Here is a 17,553-nt window from a genome sequence, read left to right on the forward strand (position 1 = left end):
TCGTAGCGGGACGCGGACCGGACTGGTGCCCGGTCCGCGTAGCGTTGTCCGCACCAGTTCAGTACATGCCAGCGTTGGCCGGACCCGGCCCCGTGGATGCGGCCGGCCCCACATTGCGTGGCTTTCCGACCTCATCCACCTCGTCCAGCATGCCCTCCCCCTCAAGCAGGGCTCGCACCTCGGATTCCCGAAACCGGCGATGCCCGCCTGGAGTCCGGATGCTTCCTATCCGGCCGGCCGCCGCCCATCTCGTCACAGTTTTCGGGTCTACCCGAAACAGCGCGGCGACCTCACCCGGTGTCAGCAGGCGATCTCCAGTGTCCACAGCCCCCTCCTCGCGTCGACGAAGCCCCCGGCTGAACACACTGCCCCCGGCTGGTGCGTAGCCCAGAGCCGTCATGAGGGACGTATGGCAATTACAGCACCAGGGACATGGCCTGTCCGCCCAAACGCGAAAAATGCACTGAGTGGGGAGTTAGTAATGGTACTGGTGCTACCTCTGCCTTGACCGGCGGTTTGCGAACAGTGACTCACCGCTCAGTCCAACGGATGCCGAACGCCTCGCGTTATGCCTCAGCGGTTAGGGTCACTCTCTGTGGACGCCATCGACCTGAACCTCGTCGACCTGCTTCGCGGCAACGCTCGCCTCTCGTACGCCGAGTTGGCCCGACAGGTGGGCCTCTCGGCCCCGGCCGTGCACGAACGGGTCGGCAAGCTGGAGAGCAGCGGCGTGGTCCGGGGCTACCGGGCGGACGTGGCCCCGGAGTCGATCGGGCTGGGCGTCACCGCGCTGATCGGCATCGTCGAGGACTCCGGCGCCGACAGCGACGACATGCTCGAGTCGCTGCGGGTGCTGCCCGAGATCGAGTCCTGCTACTTCATGGCCGGCGTGGAGTCCTTCCTGCTCAAGGCGCGGGTCGGCACGATCGCCGAGTTGGAGCAGTTGATCGTGCGGCTGAACCGCACCCCCGGGGTCGCCTCCACCCGCACCGCCATCGCCCTCTCCACGAAGTGGGAGAACCGCCCGCAGCCAGTCGGCCCGCCCACGCCCTGACCGCCGCGTACCCCTGGTGTCGCCCGGCCTGCCGGCGGTAGCGTGCGCCGATGACCCCGCCGGTACGTCCTGTGGCCGTGGTGACCGGCGCTGCCGGGGGCCTCGGCCGGGCCATCGCCACCGCGCTGCACGCCGACGGCTGGTCGGTGCTGCTCACCGACCTCGACCCGGCGGCGGTCGCCGCCGCCGCGGCACCCCTCGGCGGCTGGTCGGCGGCCCTGGACGTCCGGGACGAGGACGCCTGCGCCGCTGTCGCCGCGACCGCGGCGGGCCGGGGCGAGCTCGCACTCTGGGTCAACAACGCCGGAATCCTGGTCACCGGGCCGTCGTGGGAGCACGACGGCCCGACCCGTCAGCGGGTGTTCGACGTCAACGCCCTCGGCGCCATGAACGGCACCCTCGCCGCGCTGGCCGTGATGCGCGGGCAAGGTCACGGCCACGTGCTCAACGTCGTCTCGCTGGCCGGGCTGATCGCCGCGCCCGGCGAGACGGTGTACGCGGCCAGCAAGCACGCCCTGCTGGCGTTCAGCCTCGGCACCCTGTCCGACCTGCGGGTGGCCGGATACCGGCAGGTGCACGTCTCCTGCCTCTGCCCGGACGGCATCTGGACCCCGATGCTGCACGACCGGCTGGACGACCCGGGGGCGGTGGCCTCGTTCACCGGGTCGATGCTGACCGCGCAACGGGTGGCCGCCCGGGCGGTCCGGTTGGCCCGCCGACCCCGCCCTGTGGTCAGCCTGCCCCGCTGGCGGGGAGCGCAGGTGCGCCTGCTGGACGTCCTACCGGGGCTGGCCGTCGCACTGACCCCGATCGTCCAGGCCGCCGGCCGCGCAGGTCAGCGCCGCCAACACCGTCGGAGCACGCCGCCGGACCGGCGCTGACCACCGCTGGCCTGCTTGCTACGTTTCCGAGCGTGACTCATCTCGACCGCTGCGACGATGCCAGCCGGACCTGGGTGACGGAGGCGATCGCCGCCGTCGAGGCGGACGCGAACCGCTCGGCCGACACCCACCTGTTGCCGTTCCCGCTGCCCCGCGCCTGGGGGGTCGATCTCTACCTCAAGGACGAGTCGTCCCACCCCACCGGCTCGCTGAAGCACCGGTTGGCCCGCTCACTGTTCCTCTACGGCCTCTGCAACGGTTGGATCGGGCCGCAGACCACGATCGTCGAAGCGTCCTCGGGCTCCACGGCGGTCTCCGAGGCGTACTTCGCCCGGATGCTCGGGCTGCCGTTCATCGCGGTGATGCCGGCCTCCACCTCGCCCGAGAAGATCGCGCAGATCGAGTTCCAGGGCGGCCGGTGCCATCTGGTGGACGACCCCGCGAGCGTGGTGGTCGAGGCTCGGTGGCTGGCCGAGGACTCCGGCGGGCACTTCATGGACCAGTTCACCTACGCCGAGCGGGCGACCGACTGGCGGGGAAACAACAACATCGCCGAGTCGATCTACGCCCAGTTGGAGTTGGAGCGGCACCCGATCCCCACCTGGGTCGTGGTGGGCGCCGGCACCGGGGGCACCAGCGCGACCATCGGCCGGTACGCCCGGTACCGCCGGCTCGCCACCAAGCTCTGCGTGGTCGATCCGGAGAACTCGGCGTTCTACCCGGCCTGGTTGGCCGCCGACTGGTCGGTGCGCACCGGGAAGGGCTCCCGGATCGAGGGGATCGGCCGTCCCGCCGTGGAGGCGTCGTTCCTGCCCTCGGTGGTGGACCGGATGGTCCAGGTGCCGGACGCGGCGTCACTGGCAGCCATGCGGGCCGGCTCGGCGGTGCTGGGGCGCCGGGTGGGCGGCTCCACCGGCACCAACCTGTGGGGTGCCTTCGGCCTGATCGCCGCGATGCTCGCCGAGGGCCGGACCGGCTCGGTGGTCACCCTGATCTGCGACCCGGGCGACCGCTACGCCGACACGTACTACGCCGACGACTGGGTGGCCGCCCAGGGCCTCGACCTGACGCCGCACCTGGCCACGATCGAACGCTTCCTGACCAGCGGCACCTGGCCCGTCTGAGTCACGCGGGCGCGGTCAGCGCGGGTCGATCCGCTCGGCGAGCCCGGGGTAGCGCACCACGAAGCCGCTGTCGTCCAGATCGATGTCGGCGGTGAAGGTGCCGCTGGCGAAGCGCACCCGGCCCGGCCCGAGCCCGCTGTAGATCTGCTCCGCCGCCACCACCTCCAGACCGGGCAGCAGCACCCAGGCGACGGTGATCCGGTGTGCCAGGTCGGCCGGCTCGGCGGCCAACCCCAGCCGGTGGACCGGCAGGGAGTTGAACAGCGGTGAGCCGCTCAGGTCGACGTCGAGCGCGTCGGCCAGCCGGTCCGGGTCGTCGGTGCCCGGCAGGCCGGCCCGGTGGTGACCGGCCGCGACCAGTGCCGCGTCCAGGTCGCCCTGCTCGGCGGTGGTCACCCGCCACCGGTCCGCGGCTCGCTCCAGCTTCACCCTGCGCAGCCAGCCCAGCCCTTCGGCCTCGACCTCGACCCGGGTGGTGGTCCAGTCCGGCGCGGTGGTCAGCTGGTAACGGGCGGTCCAGGGGATCGGGTCCACGGCGAGCAGGGTGCCCCGAGCCGTCAACCCGCGACCGTCGTCAAGCAGCACCTGCTCGCTGCCGGCGGTGTCCGTCCGGGACCAGAAGATCGTCTTCGGCATGGTCGGCATGAGCCGGACGTTACGCGACCAGGAGGACATCGGCAGGGGGCATGCGCGAACGCCGCCGCGAAGCCTGGGCTCCGCGACGGCGTTCGGTGGATCAGTGAATCAGTGGGTACGCGCTGGCGGTCGCCCGCCGAACCCGCGCCGGTCGTCACGCGGACGGTCCTCACGGGGCCGGTCGTCGCGGGGACGGTCGTCGCGGGGACGGTCGTCCCGAACACGGCTCTCCGGGCGGAAACCACCCCGAGTGTCGCGGTCGCCGAAGCGCCGGTCACCGGTCGGCCGGTCGCCCCGGCCGTCCCGGTCGCCGAACTGCGGGCGGTCACCGAACCGGCGCTCACCCTGCGGCCGGTCGCCGTAACCCCGGGTGTCCCGGTCGGCGTAACGCCGCTCGCCGGTCGGCCGGTCGCCGAAGCCCCGCTCGCCGGTGGGCCGGTCGCCGTAACGTCGCTCGCCCTGGGGCCGGTCGCCGTACTGGCGGTCACCCTGCGGCCGGTCGCTGTAGCGACGCTCACCGGTCGGGCGGTCGCCGTACTGGCGGTCACCCTGCGGCCGGTCGCTGTAGCGACGCTCACCGGTCGGGCGGTCGCCCTGGGGCCGGTCGCCGTAGCGACGCTCGCCGGTGGGCCGATCGCCGTAGCGGCGCTCGCCGCCCGTGCGGTCACCGAACCGACGCGGACCGCCGGAACGGTCGTCGAACCGACGCGAGCCGCCGGAGCGATCGCCGTAGCCCCGGGGCTCCGCCTCGAGGCGAACCGGGACGCCGCTGGGCTCCCGGGCGCCGACCAGCTCGGCCAACGCCTGGTCGCCGACCCGGACCCGGGTCTCGGCCGGCGCGACGCCGGCCTTCTCCATCATCGCCAGGGTGGTGCGGCGCTGCTTGGGCAGCACCAACGTGGCGACCGCGCCGGACTCGCCGGCCCGCGCGGTGCGCCCTGCGCGGTGCAGGTAGTCCTTGGGGTCCTTCGGCGGGTCGACGTGCAGCACCAGGGTGACACCGTCGACGTGGATGCCCCGAGCCGCCACGTCCGTGGCGACCAGCACGTTCATCCGGCCCTCACGGAACTCGGCCAGCGTCTTGGTGCGCATCCGCTGGGTCTTGCCGCCGTGCAGCCCACCGGCGCGTACGCCGACCGCCGCGAGCTGCTCGACCAGCCGGTCCACGCCGAGCTGGGTGCGGGCGAAGACCATGGTCCGACCGTCCCGAGCGGCGATCGAGGCCGCCACCGGGAACTTCTCGTGCGGCGGGATCAACAGCATGTGGTGGTCCATGGTGGACACCGAGGCGGTCGACGGCGCGGTGGAGTGGGTCACCGGGTCGGTCATGAACCGCCGGACCAACGCGTCGACGTCGCCGTCCAGGGTCGCCGAGAAGAGCAGCCGTTGACCGTTCGCGGGCGTCTTCGCCAGCAGCTGGGTCACCTCGGGCAGGAAGCCCATGTCGGCCATCTGGTCGGCCTCGTCGAGCACCGTGACCTCGACGTCGTCGAGCTGGCAGATGCCCCGCTCGATCAGGTCGCCGAGCCGGCCGGGGGTGGCCACGATGATCTCCACGCCGCGCCGCAGCGCGTCGATCTGACGGTCGTACGGAACACCGCCGACAGCGGTCTTGAGGAAGATGCCGACGGCCTTGCCCAGCGGCAACAGAGCGTCGTTGACCTGCATGGCCAACTCCCGGGTCGGAACCAGGATGAGCGCGCGGGGGCGCATCGGCCGGGCCCGGTTGCGGGTGGCCAGCCGGGCGATCAGCGGCAGACCGAAGGCGAGCGTCTTGCCCGAACCGGTCTGCCCACGGCCCAGCACGTCACGGCCGGCGAGCGCGTCCGGCACGGTGGCCCGCTGGATCTCGAACGGGCTGGTGATGCCCTGCTGTGCCAGCGCGCGGACCAGCGGCTCGGGCAGGCCGAGGGAGGCGAAGTCGACCGGTGCGGCGGACTCGGCCGGCGCGGACTTGGCCGGCTGTGCGGCGGTCGCCTCCGCGGTGCCGGCCTCGCTCAGAGCGGCGTCGAGCGGCTCCGAGGCGGGGTCGGTCGCCGGGGTTGAGTGGAAAACGGACGTAACGGTGCTGGGGTCAGCAGAGGTGGTCAACAAATGCCTTTCGAGCGGGGCGCATCTTCGCGATGGCCTGCCGCGGCTGTGCCGCCGGATCGCCCGCAAGACCGCCCATGGGCGCACACCACGCGCGCCGGGTCAGTGATCTATGCCAGTGTACGGCGGTCCGACGAAGCCGCCAGTCGGTTGTCCGGCGGTAGTGGGCGGACTCACCATCACGCCCGCCCGATGACTCATCCGTTGAGCGCGCCGCCGACCAGACCGTCCAGGGCGTCGCCGGCAAGCAGAACGATCATGACACTGATCGCGACCAACAGCCCCAGAGCGGCGGCCAGGACGATCATGACCTTGGCGTTGCTGCGCCGCTCGGACGGCGTGTCGGCCCAGCCCTGGGCCAGGATGTGCCCGGTCAGCGAGCCAGAATTCTCCACCGCGTTGGCGGGCATCGCGATCGTGGTGAAACCCGGCCCGTCGCCGCTGCCGTAGACGGTTCCGGCCAGGTCGGTGCCGCCGCTGTGTCGCCCACCACGAGCACCGGTCGTGCCCTGTCCGGAGCTGAACGAAGGGCCGGCGGTCCCTCCGGTGAACCGGGAGTTTCTGCCGACGCTGCCCGTGGACGGGGGAGTGCCGACGCTGGACGGCGGCCAGCTCGGCAGCGCTGGCGCGGGCACCACCGGCGGTGCGGAGACGGGTGCCTCGGCCCAGCCGCCGCCCGCTGCGGGGCGGGCCGCCTGGGCGGTGGACTGCCATCCGGCCGGCGGTGCGGAAACCGATGCGCTCGCTCGTACGCCGGGCGTGTCGGTCATCGCCGGCGGAGGCGGAAACGGCGGTGCCGGCATCGGGCCCGGCGGACCCGGTGGCGCGGGCACCGGCGGACCGGGCGGCGGCACGGGCGGGCCCGGGATGGGCGGCGAGGGCGGGCCCGGCATGGGCGGCACCGGCGAGGGCGGCGGCACGGGTGGACCCGGGACGGGCGGAACCGGACCGGGCGGCGGCGTGGGTCGGGGCCCTGGCGTCGGCATGGGGCCGGGCGGGTACGGCCCCGGATCCGGCGCGGGCTCCGGCTCGGGCGGTGACGGCTGGGTCGGCCCGGGGCCGGGTGGGGTGGGTGACGGCTCCGGTTCCGGAGTCAATGGCTCCGGTGGCTGGGCCGGCTCCGGTGGCTGCGCCGGCTCGGGCGGCTCGGGGTTCACCGGCCCGGCTCCGTAGACGGTGGGCGTGCTCCCCCGGGAGGCCAGGGTGCCGATGGCACCGGCCGCCACCCGGCTGCTGCCGGGAACCGTGGCGCTGGCCCGGGCCGGTGCGGTCGAGTCGTTCCGCTGCCCGGGCAACGAGACGTCAGCCGGACTGGCCGAGCCGGTCGCACGGTAGGTGGTGGCGGTGACCGGGGCGCTGACCGGCAGGTCACTGCGGAGAGCCCCGGCGGTGGCGACGCTGGCGCTGGCCCGTACCGGCGCGGCGGGTTGGTCCGGGCGGGCGTCTGCGGGCGCCACCTGCCCGGGGCCGACGACGGGATCGTCCGTGTCGACGCCGCTGCCGACGGAAGCGGCGTCGGCCCCGTCGGCGTCGGCGGGCGTGGTGTCGGCCGCGTCGGCGTCGGCTGAGTCGTCACGGGGGGACGGGGTGTCGTCAGTGGCGGCCGAGGCCGTGCCGGTGGCGGCCCGCGCTGTGTCGCTGGCGGCCGAAGCTGTGCCGGTGGCGGCCGGGGCCGTGTCGCTGGCAGCCGGGTCAGCGGGAGGGCCGACCGGGGCGGCCTCGGTGGGAGACACCGGGTCGCCGGTGCCGAGCCCTGGCGGGTCGGCTTGGTCGACCACAGGGTCGACAGTCTCCGCCGGATCTTTCTGCTCGGCCATCTCCGCCCTCCGCGCCATGCTCGCACCCGGACTCGTGACGTCGAGTCGGATGTGCCTGGTTGTCACGGTGCCACAGATCGCCCCGACCGGACAGCCGGAGCCGGTCGTGGCGGATCAACCAGCGGTGCTGGGGCTGCCCGACGGGCTGTCGCCGCCCGACGCGCTCGTGGTGGCCTTCGGGGTCGCCGGTGATGAGCTGCTCGGGGCGTTGGTCGGTGGCGGGGGCAGGGTCGTCGGCGTGTTGCTCGGGGTGGCTGGCGAGCTCGGCGAGGTGGTCCCGGTCGGCGTGGGCGTCGGCGTCGCGCTGCCGGTCGGCTTCGGCGTGGCCGAACCCGTCGGCGTCGGGGTGGCCGACTTCGTCGGGGTCGGGGTGGCCGACTTCGTCGGGGTGGGCGTCGGCTTCACGGGCGGCTTGCTGGGTGTCGTGACCGGCGGGGTCGGGATCGACACGATCGGTCCCGGCACCGCGCCGATGACCCGGGTCGCCGCGTACAGGCGGGACCAGCTGACGACCGAGATCTTGACGACGTCGCCGGTGGTGGGCGCCTGCACCATCTTGCCGTTGCCGATGTACATGCCGACGTGGTGGATCGTCGTCCAACTGCTGCCGGAGGCGAAGAAGAGCAGGTCGCCGGGGAGCAGCGCGCTCTGCGGCACCGTCCGGGCCCGGGTGGCGGCGTACTGGTCGCGGGAGACCCGGGGCAGGTCGAAGTAGTCGGCGCCGGGAGACCGGTACGCCGCCCACATCAGACCCGAGCAGTCGAACTGGTTCGGCCCCTCCTCGGACCACTTGTACGGGTCGCCGAGCTGGGCGAGCGCGTACCGGACCGCGGCAAGTGCCCGCGGGTGGGCGGCCATGCCGCTGATGTTCTGGTTGGAGACGTAGCCGGCGCCGATCTGCTGCTCGGCGGCCTCCTGCTGACGCTCGATCTCGATCAGCTGGGTCGCGTTGTCGCGGCGCAACTTGAGCAGGCTCGCCTCGGCCGTGCGGAGCGACGCCTCGCCGGCGGTGAACTCCGCCTCGACGGAGTCGACGCGGGCCTTGGCGGCGGCGTGCGCCTGGTAGGCGAGCTGCTCGTTGCTGCGGGCCCGGGACAGCTCCCCGGCCACGCCGGTGGTGCCGCCGTCGACCTTCTGGCCCCGGGTGATCTGCTGGAGGCGGTTCAGCTCGCGGATGTCCTGGGCGAGGTCGCTGTCCGGCAGCGCGGCAGCTGCCTTTACGGCGTCGGCGGCGGCCGCGTCGGCCGCCTGCTGGGCCCGGAGCAGGGCGTCCTGCGCGGTTGCCAGTGTCTTGCCGGCCGCGTCGAGCTGCGCCTTGGCGTCGACGCGTTTCTGCTTGGTCAGCAACAGCGTCTCGCCGAGCGCGCCGACCTGGGCCTCGCCGGCGGAGATGGCGGCGGCCAGCGGACCCGTGCCCACGTTGACCACCGGCGGGACCGGGACACCGGCGACGGGAGCGCCACCGGGCAGTTGAAGCGCACCGGTCACCGCGGGGCGGGAACCGGTGTCCGGCACGGTGGTCGGCAATCCGGGCTCGGCGTACGCGGGGGTGGACAGCACGGCCGCGGCGATCGCGCCGAGCAGGGCGGCCCAGAGCTTCGGACGCAGCACCGGCGAGATCACCGGGCTCCGTCGTCGCTGCCGTCGCCCGCGCCCGCTGTCGACCATTCCGCTCCCCGTCCCGCAGTCCGTCACCGCGCTTGGTGGGCGCGGCGGTCGGGACGGTACCAGTGTGTGGTTCCGCCCCGTTCTGTCTTACCGCACGACGGCAGTGATGTCGATGCATCTCCGGGTTACAGGAGGCTGAGAGTCTGGTGAAGTGGATCGCTGCCGGCGACCGTGCCGCCGTGGCTGTCGGCGTCCCGACGTACGCTCGACGAGGACCGCAGGTGGAAGGGACGTGCCATGGACGCCGGACTCAAGCGTGAGCTCGAAGCGAAGGTGTACGCCGGTGAGCGGCTGACCCGGGAGGACGGGGTCGCCCTCTACGACAGCGACGACCTGACGTGGCTGGGCCGGTTGGCGCACCACAAGCGCACCGAGCTCAACGGTGACCGGGTGATGTTCAACGTCAACCGGCACCTCAACCTGACCAACGTCTGCTCGGCGTCCTGTGCGTACTGCTCGTTCCAGCGCAAGCCGGGCGAGAAGGACGCATACACGATGCGCATCGACGAGGCGGTCCGCAAGGCCAAGGAGATGGAGGATGAGCAGCTCACCGAGCTGCACATCGTCAACGGCCTGCACCCGACCCTGCCCTGGCGCTACTACCCCAAGGTGTTGCGCGAGCTGAAGGCGGCGCTGCCGAACGTCAAGCTCAAGTGCTTCACGGCGACCGAGGTGCAGTGGTTCGAGAAGATCAGCGGTCTGAGCGCCGACGAGATCCTCGACGAGCTGATGGACGCCGGCCTGGAGTCGCTGACCGGCGGTGGCGCGGAGATCTTCGACTGGGAGGTCCGGCAGCACATCGTCGACCACGCCTGCCACTGGGAAGACTGGTCGCGCATCCACGCCCTGGCGCACCGCAAGGGCATGAAGACCCCGGCGACGATGTTGTACGGCCACATCGAGGAGCCCCGGCACCGGGTGGACCACGTGCTGCGGCTGCGTGAGCTTCAGGACGAGACCGGGGGCTTCGCGGTCTTCATTCCGCTGCGCTACCAGCACGACTTCGTGGACTCGGCGGACGGCAAGATCCGTAACCGGATCCAGGCGCGCACCACGATGGCCTCGCCGGCCGAGTCGCTGAAGACGTTCGCGGTCTCCCGGCTGCTCTTCGACAACGTGCCGCACGTCAAGAACTTCTGGGTGATGCACGGGCTGTCGGTGGCCCAACTCTCGCTGAACTTCGGCGTGGACGACCTGGACGGCTCCGTCGTCGAATACAAGATCACGCACGATGCCGACTCGTACGGCACCCCGAACACGATGCACCGCGAGGACCTGCTGCACCTGATCTGGGACGCCGGGTTCCAGCCGGTCGAGCGGGACACCCGCTACAACGTGGTCCGGGAGTACGACAAGGCCCCGTCGCTGGCCGAGCGGCGCGCCGAGCCGCAACAGGTCTGGGCCTGAGCCACCACGTACCCTCGCAGTCGATGACCGAGCAACGCGAACCTGAGCAGCAGAGTGGGTTTCCCCGCCGGGACGCCGAGGGGCGCATCCGTACCCTCGGCGATCTGCTCGGGGTGTGCCTGGCCGGCCTGGTCATCGGCGTGCTTGCGTTGGTGTTGTTCGACTGGGCGTTCGCCTTGATCGGCGCCGGTGATTTCGGGCACACCAACGGCTGGCTGGCGGTGATCCTGCCGGCGTGGCTGTTCTGGGACGACTTCCGGGCCTGGGAGTTCGGCGCGGCCCGGGTGGTGGCGGCGCTGGTCGCCGCCGCCGTCGGGGTGTTCGTCGGGCTGCTGATCGCCGGTCTGGGCTCCGGGTTGCCACCGTTGCTCTCCGGCGCGTTGGCGGCGGCGGCGTTCACCGTGGCGTACGCGGCCCTCTGGTTCCCGGGCGTCCGCTGGCTGGCCCGCCGAACCGGCTGACCGCGACCGCCCGCCGGGCGGATCGACCCTCCCGCCGACATCGGCGGGCGACGGAGAGAACGGAGTGGTACGGGTGAGCGCCGCGCTCAAGTACACGCTGGGCCGGATCGGGCTGTTCGTCGCCGTGCTGGCGGGCCTCTGGCTGATCGACATGAACGTGTTCCTGAAGCTGATGTTGGCGCTGGCCTTCTCCGCCGCGCTCTCCTTCTTCCTGCTGCGCGGTTGGCGGGACGAGATGGCCGAGGAGATGGGCACCGCCGCCGAGCGCAGGCGCACCGAGAAGGAGCGCCTCCGCACCGCCCTGGCCGGCGAAGACAACCCGAACCCCAACCCCACCCGCCCGGCCGAAGGCCCGGACGCTCCGCGTTGACCATGAAGTTATTGCCCGATCGCTCGGCGTGTCGGAGCAATAACTTCATGATCAACGGCGCGCCCCTGGCCCTGGGTGAGTTGGGTGGGGTGGTGGGGTGGGTTACCAGTTGGTGGAGCCGGGGACCTTGGGCCAGGGCTTCGAGGTGGGCTTGATCAGGTACGCGATGCCGCCGGAGCCGCCGGAGACGCCGCCGCTGGCGTTGGTGCGCTTGGTCCGCAGCCAGATCTGCTCGAACTGCGCGCGCTTGTAGACGTTGCGCACCACGTCGTTGCTGGATGAGGCGGGGTCGTTGACGATCACGTCGCCGTCGGCGGTGAAGCCGACCACCACGAACAGGTGCCCGGAGGTGCCGTAGTTCGCCCCGTCCAGCTCACTGGCGAGGAAGGACTGGCTGGTCACGACGGGGATGCCGGCGGCGATGAAACGCTCCAGCTCGTCCAGCGAGTGCAGTCGGGTCACCCGACCCTCCAGGCCCGGGAAGCTGGCCGCGTACGCGGTGTTGAACGGCCAGTTGCCGGCGCCGTCGTACGCGTAGTCGTAGGTCATCCGGGCCGCGTGGTTGACCGTCGGGTCGGGGTAGGTCGGGTCCACCCAGGAGGTGTCGGCCTCCGATGGCTTGCGACCCCAGTACTCGACCACCATCTCGGTGGAGGTGGGTGAGCACCAGGCCTCGCCGCCGCCGTCGTACTCGGGGTAGTGCCCGGAGTGCACGTTCTGCGAGTAGCGCGGCACCGGCAGCTCGACGCCCCAGGCGATGTGCCCGGCGCTCGGGGTCACGGTGAACCGGTCCGGCACTGTGGAACTCATCGCGCCGAGCATCCGCACCACCGGTGCGGCGGTCTGCCCGGGTGCCCGGTAGAGGGTCAGCCGCAGCTGGTACGACCGCAGCAGCACCCCGGCGGTGGCGTCGTCGATGCTGAAGGTGTCGGTCCAGATCGTCGACCAGGGGTCACCCTGCCGGTTGACGCTGGTCCGCTTGATGTCGGTGTCGCCGGAGGCCCAGCGACCCATGACGTACCACGGGGTCTGGTCGCCGCTGGTGTAGCTGCCCTGCATCTCCACCTGGATCCAGGTGCCGGCGGGGGTTTCCGCGTTCCAGGAGGCGATCAGCTCGCTGGCGTCGAACCCGACCCGGGTCACCGGTGAGGTCCAGGTGCCGTACTCCCAGGTGCGGGTGGTGCCGGTGTGCGGGTCGGCATACTCGGTGGTGCCGGCCGGACGGGCCAGGGTGAGGCCCGCTCGGGCGCCGGGCACCACGCGGGTGCCGGACCGGCTGCCCCGGTGCCAGTCGGCGGGCCCGGACCAGTCCTGGAAGGTGATCTGCTCGTCGTGGGTGGCGGCGGGCGGGCGGGCCGCCGTCGCTGGCGCGCTGGTGGCGAGCAGGGTGAGCGCGGTGACGCCGGCGAGGGCGGCCGCGTGCAGGCGGGATCTGGCCATGGGTGCTCCGCGGTGTCGAGAGGGGCATCGTCGCTGGTCAGTTTCCCGCTTGGAGGGAAGTTTCGCCAGATGTTCCCGAGTGGAAAATCATTGCCGCCGGGATGATCGGCTCGGGATGGACAAGGCAGCGAAGGATATTGATATGACCATGTGACAGGTGGTGAAGTGTGCTTCACCGAGCGGGATCTCCCGCCCATCAAGGAGGTAGTTGATGGCCCTCCGCACGCCCATCCCTCTCCGCCGCGTCCTGGTGCTCGCCGTCGTCACCGGGCTGGGCATCGTGACCGTCGCCGCCGGTCCGGTCGCCGCCCGACCCGCACCGGACCGGTCCACCGAGCCGGCCGCCGCCAGCTACCGGGTGCTCGGCCCCCGGACCCTCGCCGACCGCAACGCGGTGGCCCGCACCGGAGCCGCCATCGACTACTCCGAACACGGAGTCCTGCACATCTCGGCGACCGCGGGTGAGGCCGCAGAGATCGGCAAGCTCGGCTTCCGGCTGGAACCGCTGGCCCCGCCGCCCAACGCCGAGCGCGGCGCCGGCGAGATCGGCACGATGGCCTTCCCGCCCGCCGACTCCAACTACCACGACTACGCGGAACTGACCGCCGTCGTGAACCAGGTCGTCGCCGACCATCCGGCGATCGCCCGCAAGATCAGCATCGGTTCGTCGTACGAGGGCCGCGACCTCATGGCGGTGAAGATCTCCGACAACGTCGGCACCGACGAGAACGAGCCCGAGATCCTGTTCAACTCCCAACAGCACGCCCGTGAGCACCTGACCGTCGAGATGGCGATCTACCTGCTCAACCTGTTCACCGACAGCTACGGCTCCGACTCCCGGATCACCAACATCGTCAACGGCCGGGAGATCTGGATCGTGCCGACGGTCAACCCGGACGGCAGCGAGTACGACATCGCCACCGGGTCGTACCGGTCCTGGCGCAAGAACCGGCAGCCCAACAGTGGTTCGTCCAACGTCGGCACCGACCTGAACCGCAACTGGTCCTACAACTGGGGTTGCTGCGGCGGCTCGTCCGGCACCACCTCCTCGGAGACCTACCGGGGGCCGTCGGCGTTCTCCGCACCCGAGACGCAGGCGCTGCGCAACTTCGTCAACGGTCGGGTGGTCGGTGGCGTGCAGCAGATCAAGGCCAACATCGACTTCCACACGTACTCGCAGCTGGTGCTCTGGCCCTACGGCTACACCACTGCGAACACGGCGACGGGCATGAACGCGGACCAGTACAACACCTTCGCCACCATCGGCCAGCAGATGGCGGCCACCAACAACTACACCCCGGAACAGTCCAGCGACCTCTACATCACCGACGGGGACAGCATCGACTGGATGTGGGCCACCCACAACATCTGGGCGTACACCTTCGAGATGTACCCGGGCTCCTCCTCCGGCGGCGGCTTCTACCCGCCCGACGAGGTCATTCCAGCGCAGACCTCGCGCAACCGGGAGGCGGTGCTGCTGCTCAGCGAGTACGCCGACTGCCCGTACCGGGCCATCGGCAAGCAGGCGCAGTACTGCGGCAGCGGCGGTGGCGGCACCACGGTCTGGTCGGACACGTTCGAGACCGCCACCGGCTGGACCATCAACCCGTCCGGCACCGACACCGCCACCCTCGGCGCGTTCGAGCGGGGCGCCGCCCAGGCGACCACGTCCTCCGGCGCCAAGCAGCTCACCCCGTACGCCGGATCCAACGACCTGGTGACCGGCCGGCTCGCCGGCTCGGCAGCCGGTGACTACGACGTCGACGGCGGCGTGACCAGTGCCCGGTCCCCGGCGGTGACCCTGCCGTCGTCCGGCACGCTGACCCTCTCGCTGGCCTGGTATCTGGCGCACGGCTCGAACGCCTCGTCGGCGGACTACCTGCGGGTGAGCGTGGTGCACAACGGCGGCACCACCGCGCTGCTCACCCAGGCCGGCGCGGCGACCAACCGCAACGGGAGTTGGGCGGTGGCCAACCTCAACCTCACCCCGTACGCCGGGCAGTCGGTCCGCATCCTCGTTGAGGCGGCGGACGCCTCCGGCGCCAGCCTGGTAGAGGCGGCTGTGGACAACGTCACCATCACGTCCTCCTGATCAGGTGGGGCCCCGCTCCGCCCCGCGGGGCCCCACCACCCTCTTCCGAACACCACCAACTCGGACATACGCCCTCCGACGGTCACCGTGTGACGGTTCCGGGGGATCGACTCGCGGCGATCGGCGCGTGATCGATCCGGCACGTCCCGGCGGTGCGCTACCGTCTTACCGACCAGTCCGCAGCGAAGCCGGTGCGAAACCCGGCGCTGTCCCGCAACTGTGATGCCCCACCCGACGGTGGGGACGAGCCAGGTCGCCTGCGGATCGGTCGCGAAACGCGCTCTCGAGGAAGGGCGCCTCGTGGGCGGGCGTACGAAAGTCCTGTCGGCGAAGCACCACACTCCTCGACCGACAGGAGGCCCCATGTTCAGACGTACCCCTCGGCTCTTCGCCGCGACCCTCGCGGTCGCCGCGCTGGCCCTCGGCGCCTGCGCCGAGAAGGCCGACGACAAGCCGACCACCGGCACCGCGGCCGCCGCGTACCCGGTCACGGTCGGCACGCTCACCCTCGACAAGCGCCCCGAGAAGATCGTCGCGCTGTCGCCGACCGCCACCGAGATGCTCTTCGCGATCGGTGCCGGCCCGCAGGTGACCGCCGTCGACGACCAGTCCAACTACCCGGCCGACGCGCCCAAGAGCGACATCTCCGCCTTCCAGCCGAACGCCGAGGCGATCGCCGGCAAGAACCCCGACCTGGTGGTGCTCTCCGACGACCGCAACAAGATCGTCGAGCAGCTCGGCAAGCTGAAGATCCCGGTGTACCAGACCCCGGCGGCCACCACGCTCGACGACACGTACCGCCAGATCACCGAGCTGGGCACGCTGACCGGGCACGCCGACCAGGCCACCGACGTCGCCAGCCGGATGAAGGACGACATCGCCAAGCTGGTCAAGGACGTGCCGCAGCGCGCAGAGAAGCTCACCTACTACCACGAGCTGGGCCCCGAGCTGTACAGCGCGACCAGCAAGACCTTCATCGGCACGCTCTACAGCCAGATCGGTCTGACCAACATCGCCGACCCCGCCGACGCGGACGGTAAGAGCGCCGGCTACCCGCAGCTGTCCCAGGAGTTCATCGTCAAGGCCAACCCGGACTTCGTCTTCCTGGCCGACTCCAAGTGCTGCCAGCAGAACGCCGACTCGGTCAAGGCGCGCAGCGGCTGGTCCGGGCTCACCGCGGTGAAGAACAATCAGGTGGTCGCACTGGACGACGACGTCGCCTCCCGCTGGGGGCCGCGGGTCGTGGACCTGCTCCGGGTCATCATCGACGCGGTCGCCAAGGTGCCCGCGTGACCGTCGTCCGTCGGTGACCGGGCCGCTTCCCGCGGCCCGGTCCGCCGGACCGCCGTCCGCACCGCGCCCCGCCGGGCTGCCGTCAAGGGCCCGGCCCGCCGGGCTGCGCAAGCGGTGGCTGGTCGCCGGGGTGTTCGCGGTGCTCGTCGCGCTCGTCGCCGGGGTGTCGCTCGGCCCGGTCAGCCTGCCCGCAGGCAGCGTCGCGGCCGAGCTGCTCAACCTGATCCCGGGGGTGCACCTCGACAGCGGTCTCTCCGAGCGGGAGATCGCGATCGTCACCGAGCTGCGGTTGCCCCGGGTGGTGCTGGGCCTCCTGGTCGGCGGGCTGCTCGCCCTCGCCGGCGGCTGCTACCAGGGCGTCTTCCGCAACCCGCTCGCCGACCCGTACCTCCTGGGCGTGGCCGCCGGCGCAGGCCTCGCGGTCACCGCGGCGATCGCCCTCGGCGGCGCCGGGCGGCAAGGCGCTATCTCCGGGCTGCCGATGACCATCCCGTTGGCAGCCTTCGCCGGGTCACTGCTCGCCGTCACGATGACCTACGTGCTCGGCGCGGCCGGCGGGCGCGGCGGCTCACCGGCGATGCTGATCCTGGCCGGAGTGGCGGTCTCCGCGTTCCTCTCCGCCGGGCAGACCTACCTGCTGCAACGACACTCCGACAGCATCCAACCGGTCTACTCCTGGCTGCTCGGCCGGCTGGCCACCGCCGGCTGGCACGACGTGCTGCTGGTGCTGCCGTACGCCGCTCTGACCACTGTGGTGGTGCTGCTGCACCGCCGCGAGCTGGACGTCCTCGCGGTCGGTGACGACGAGGCGAGGAGTCTGGGCCTGCACCCGCAGCGCACCCGCTACCTGTTGATCGCCGCAGCCTCCCTGGGCACCGCTGCGGCGGTCTCCGCGACCGGCCTGATCGGCTTCGTCGGCATCATCGTGCCGCACACCGTCCGGCTGCTCGCCGGGTCGAGCTACCGGGCGATCCTGCCGCTGTCACTGCTGTTCGGCGGTGCGTTCCTGGCACTGACCGACGTGGTGGCCCGCACTGTCGCCGCTCCGTCCGAGGTGCCGATCGGGGTGGTGACCGCCCTGCTGGGCGGCCCGTTCTTCGTGATCGTGCTGCGGACCGCCCGACGGGTGCTCACGTGAGCCGCGATCCCACCGCCGGCCCGCCTGGCGGTCGCCCGCCTGGCAGCCTTCCGTCCGGCGGTCCTTCGTCCGGGGGTCTTT

General features: G+C 71.8%; 15 protein-coding genes and 1 riboswitch. Of the genes, 9 read left to right on the plus strand and 6 right to left on the minus strand.

All coding sequences use genetic code 11. The annotated features are described in order from the left end of the window. Positions 1–58: 58 nt before the first annotated feature. On the minus strand, positions 59–325 hold the full coding sequence (locus tag CLT68_RS08035) for a BldC family transcriptional regulator (RefSeq protein WP_007454516.1): 267 nt from the start codon (positions 323–325) through the stop codon (positions 59–61). A 270-nt stretch (positions 326–595) separates the two neighbouring features. Between CLT68_RS08035 and CLT68_RS08040 the strand changes: the two genes are divergently transcribed. The 3 genes from CLT68_RS08040 to cds1 are packed head-to-tail and all read left to right on the plus strand — an operon-like array spanning position 596 to position 3,059. After that, complete coding sequence (locus tag CLT68_RS08040) at positions 596–1,054, plus strand: Lrp/AsnC family transcriptional regulator (protein ID WP_099849859.1); 459 nt, start codon at positions 596–598, stop codon at positions 1,052–1,054. A 50-nt stretch (positions 1,055–1,104) separates the two neighbouring features. Continuing rightward, on the plus strand, positions 1,105–1,935 hold the full coding sequence (locus CLT68_RS08045) for an SDR family oxidoreductase (protein ID WP_099849861.1): 831 nt from the start codon (positions 1,105–1,107) through the stop codon (positions 1,933–1,935). Positions 1,936–1,967: 32 nt separating this feature from the next. Beyond that, a complete protein-coding gene (cds1, locus tag CLT68_RS08050; RefSeq protein ID WP_099849863.1) occupies positions 1,968–3,059 on the plus strand; it encodes an L-cysteine desulfhydrase Cds1 in 1,092 nt (363 codons plus the stop codon). 15 nt (positions 3,060–3,074) lie between these two features. Here the strand turns inward: cds1 and CLT68_RS08055 are convergent, their stop codons facing one another. From CLT68_RS08055 to CLT68_RS08070, 4 genes are all read right to left on the minus strand, one after another. Next, positions 3,075–3,695 (minus strand): putative glycolipid-binding domain-containing protein, encoded by a 621-nt coding sequence (locus CLT68_RS08055; RefSeq protein WP_099856906.1) that lies wholly within the window; start codon positions 3,693–3,695, stop codon positions 3,075–3,077. A gap of 108 nt (positions 3,696–3,803) precedes the next feature. After that, positions 3,804–5,786: a DEAD/DEAH box helicase gene (locus CLT68_RS08060; protein WP_099856908.1), complete on the minus strand. Its 1,983-nt coding sequence runs from the start codon at positions 5,784–5,786 to the stop codon at positions 3,804–3,806. A gap of 197 nt (positions 5,787–5,983) precedes the next feature. Continuing rightward, positions 5,984–7,603, minus strand: coding sequence for a hypothetical protein (locus CLT68_RS33700; RefSeq protein ID WP_099849865.1), 1,620 nt, complete (start codon positions 7,601–7,603; stop codon positions 5,984–5,986). A 114-nt stretch (positions 7,604–7,717) separates the two neighbouring features. Then, positions 7,718–9,271, minus strand: a complete 1,554-nt coding sequence (locus CLT68_RS08070; RefSeq protein ID WP_099849867.1) for a C40 family peptidase — start codon at positions 9,269–9,271, stop codon at positions 7,718–7,720. A gap of 237 nt (positions 9,272–9,508) precedes the next feature. Between CLT68_RS08070 and mqnE the strand changes: the two genes are divergently transcribed. From mqnE to CLT68_RS08085, 3 genes are all read left to right on the plus strand, one after another. Beyond that, on the plus strand, positions 9,509–10,678 hold the full coding sequence (mqnE, locus tag CLT68_RS08075; protein WP_088951092.1) for an aminofutalosine synthase MqnE: 1,170 nt from the start codon (positions 9,509–9,511) through the stop codon (positions 10,676–10,678). Between the two features lie 23 nt (positions 10,679–10,701). Continuing rightward, positions 10,702–11,139, plus strand: coding sequence for a hypothetical protein (locus CLT68_RS08080; RefSeq protein ID WP_099849869.1), 438 nt, complete (start codon positions 10,702–10,704; stop codon positions 11,137–11,139). A 73-nt stretch (positions 11,140–11,212) separates the two neighbouring features. Further along, complete coding sequence (locus CLT68_RS08085) at positions 11,213–11,509, plus strand: DUF4229 domain-containing protein (RefSeq protein ID WP_099856910.1); 297 nt, start codon at positions 11,213–11,215, stop codon at positions 11,507–11,509. A gap of 102 nt (positions 11,510–11,611) precedes the next feature. Here the strand turns inward: CLT68_RS08085 and CLT68_RS08090 are convergent, their stop codons facing one another. Then, complete coding sequence (locus tag CLT68_RS08090; RefSeq protein ID WP_088951094.1) at positions 11,612–12,949, minus strand: C39 family peptidase; 1,338 nt, start codon at positions 12,947–12,949, stop codon at positions 11,612–11,614. 211 nt (positions 12,950–13,160) lie between these two features. Here CLT68_RS08090 and CLT68_RS08095 point away from each other — a divergent pair, with 211 nt between their 5' ends. The 3 genes from CLT68_RS08095 (at position 13,161) to CLT68_RS08105 (ending at position 17,472) form a co-directional block, all read left to right on the plus strand. After that, on the plus strand, positions 13,161–15,041 hold the full coding sequence (locus tag CLT68_RS08095; protein WP_099849871.1) for a M14 family metallopeptidase: 1,881 nt from the start codon (positions 13,161–13,163) through the stop codon (positions 15,039–15,041). Between the two features lie 156 nt (positions 15,042–15,197). Further along, positions 15,198–15,320: riboswitch (cobalamin riboswitch) on the plus strand. Positions 15,321–15,404: 84 nt separating this feature from the next. Beyond that, entirely contained in the window at positions 15,405–16,334 is a 930-nt protein-coding gene (locus tag CLT68_RS08100) for an ABC transporter substrate-binding protein (RefSeq protein ID WP_099849873.1), read from the plus strand. A gap of 76 nt (positions 16,335–16,410) precedes the next feature. Continuing rightward, positions 16,411–17,472, plus strand: a complete 1,062-nt coding sequence (locus CLT68_RS08105) for a FecCD family ABC transporter permease (protein WP_172862255.1) — start codon at positions 16,411–16,413, stop codon at positions 17,470–17,472. The last annotated feature ends 81 nt before the right edge of the window (positions 17,473–17,553 follow it).

Source organism: Micromonospora sp. CNZ299, assembly GCF_002754415.1.

Bases quoted from the DNA above. Each gene is read 5' to 3' on its own strand.
- CLT68_RS08045 (WP_099849861.1), top strand. From the start codon at position 1,105: ATGACCCCGCCGGTACGTCCTGTGGCCGTGGTGACCGGCGCTGCCGGG.
- CLT68_RS08055 (WP_099856906.1), bottom strand. From the start codon at position 3,695: ATGCCGAAGACGATCTTCTGGTCCCGGACGGACACCGCCGGCAGCGAG.
- CLT68_RS33700 (WP_099849865.1), bottom strand. From the start codon at position 7,603: ATGGCCGAGCAGAAAGATCCGGCGGAGACTGTCGACCCTGTGGTCGAC.
- CLT68_RS08070 (WP_099849867.1), bottom strand. From the start codon at position 9,271: ATGGTCGACAGCGGGCGCGGGCGACGGCAGCGACGACGGAGCCCGGTG.
- mqnE (WP_088951092.1), top strand. From the start codon at position 9,509: ATGGACGCCGGACTCAAGCGTGAGCTCGAAGCGAAGGTGTACGCCGGT.
- CLT68_RS08080 (WP_099849869.1), top strand. From the start codon at position 10,702: ATGACCGAGCAACGCGAACCTGAGCAGCAGAGTGGGTTTCCCCGCCGG.
- CLT68_RS08090 (WP_088951094.1), bottom strand. From the start codon at position 12,949: ATGGCCAGATCCCGCCTGCACGCGGCCGCCCTCGCCGGCGTCACCGCG.
- CLT68_RS08095 (WP_099849871.1), top strand. From the start codon at position 13,161: ATGGCCCTCCGCACGCCCATCCCTCTCCGCCGCGTCCTGGTGCTCGCC.
- CLT68_RS08100 (WP_099849873.1), top strand. From the start codon at position 15,405: ATGTTCAGACGTACCCCTCGGCTCTTCGCCGCGACCCTCGCGGTCGCC.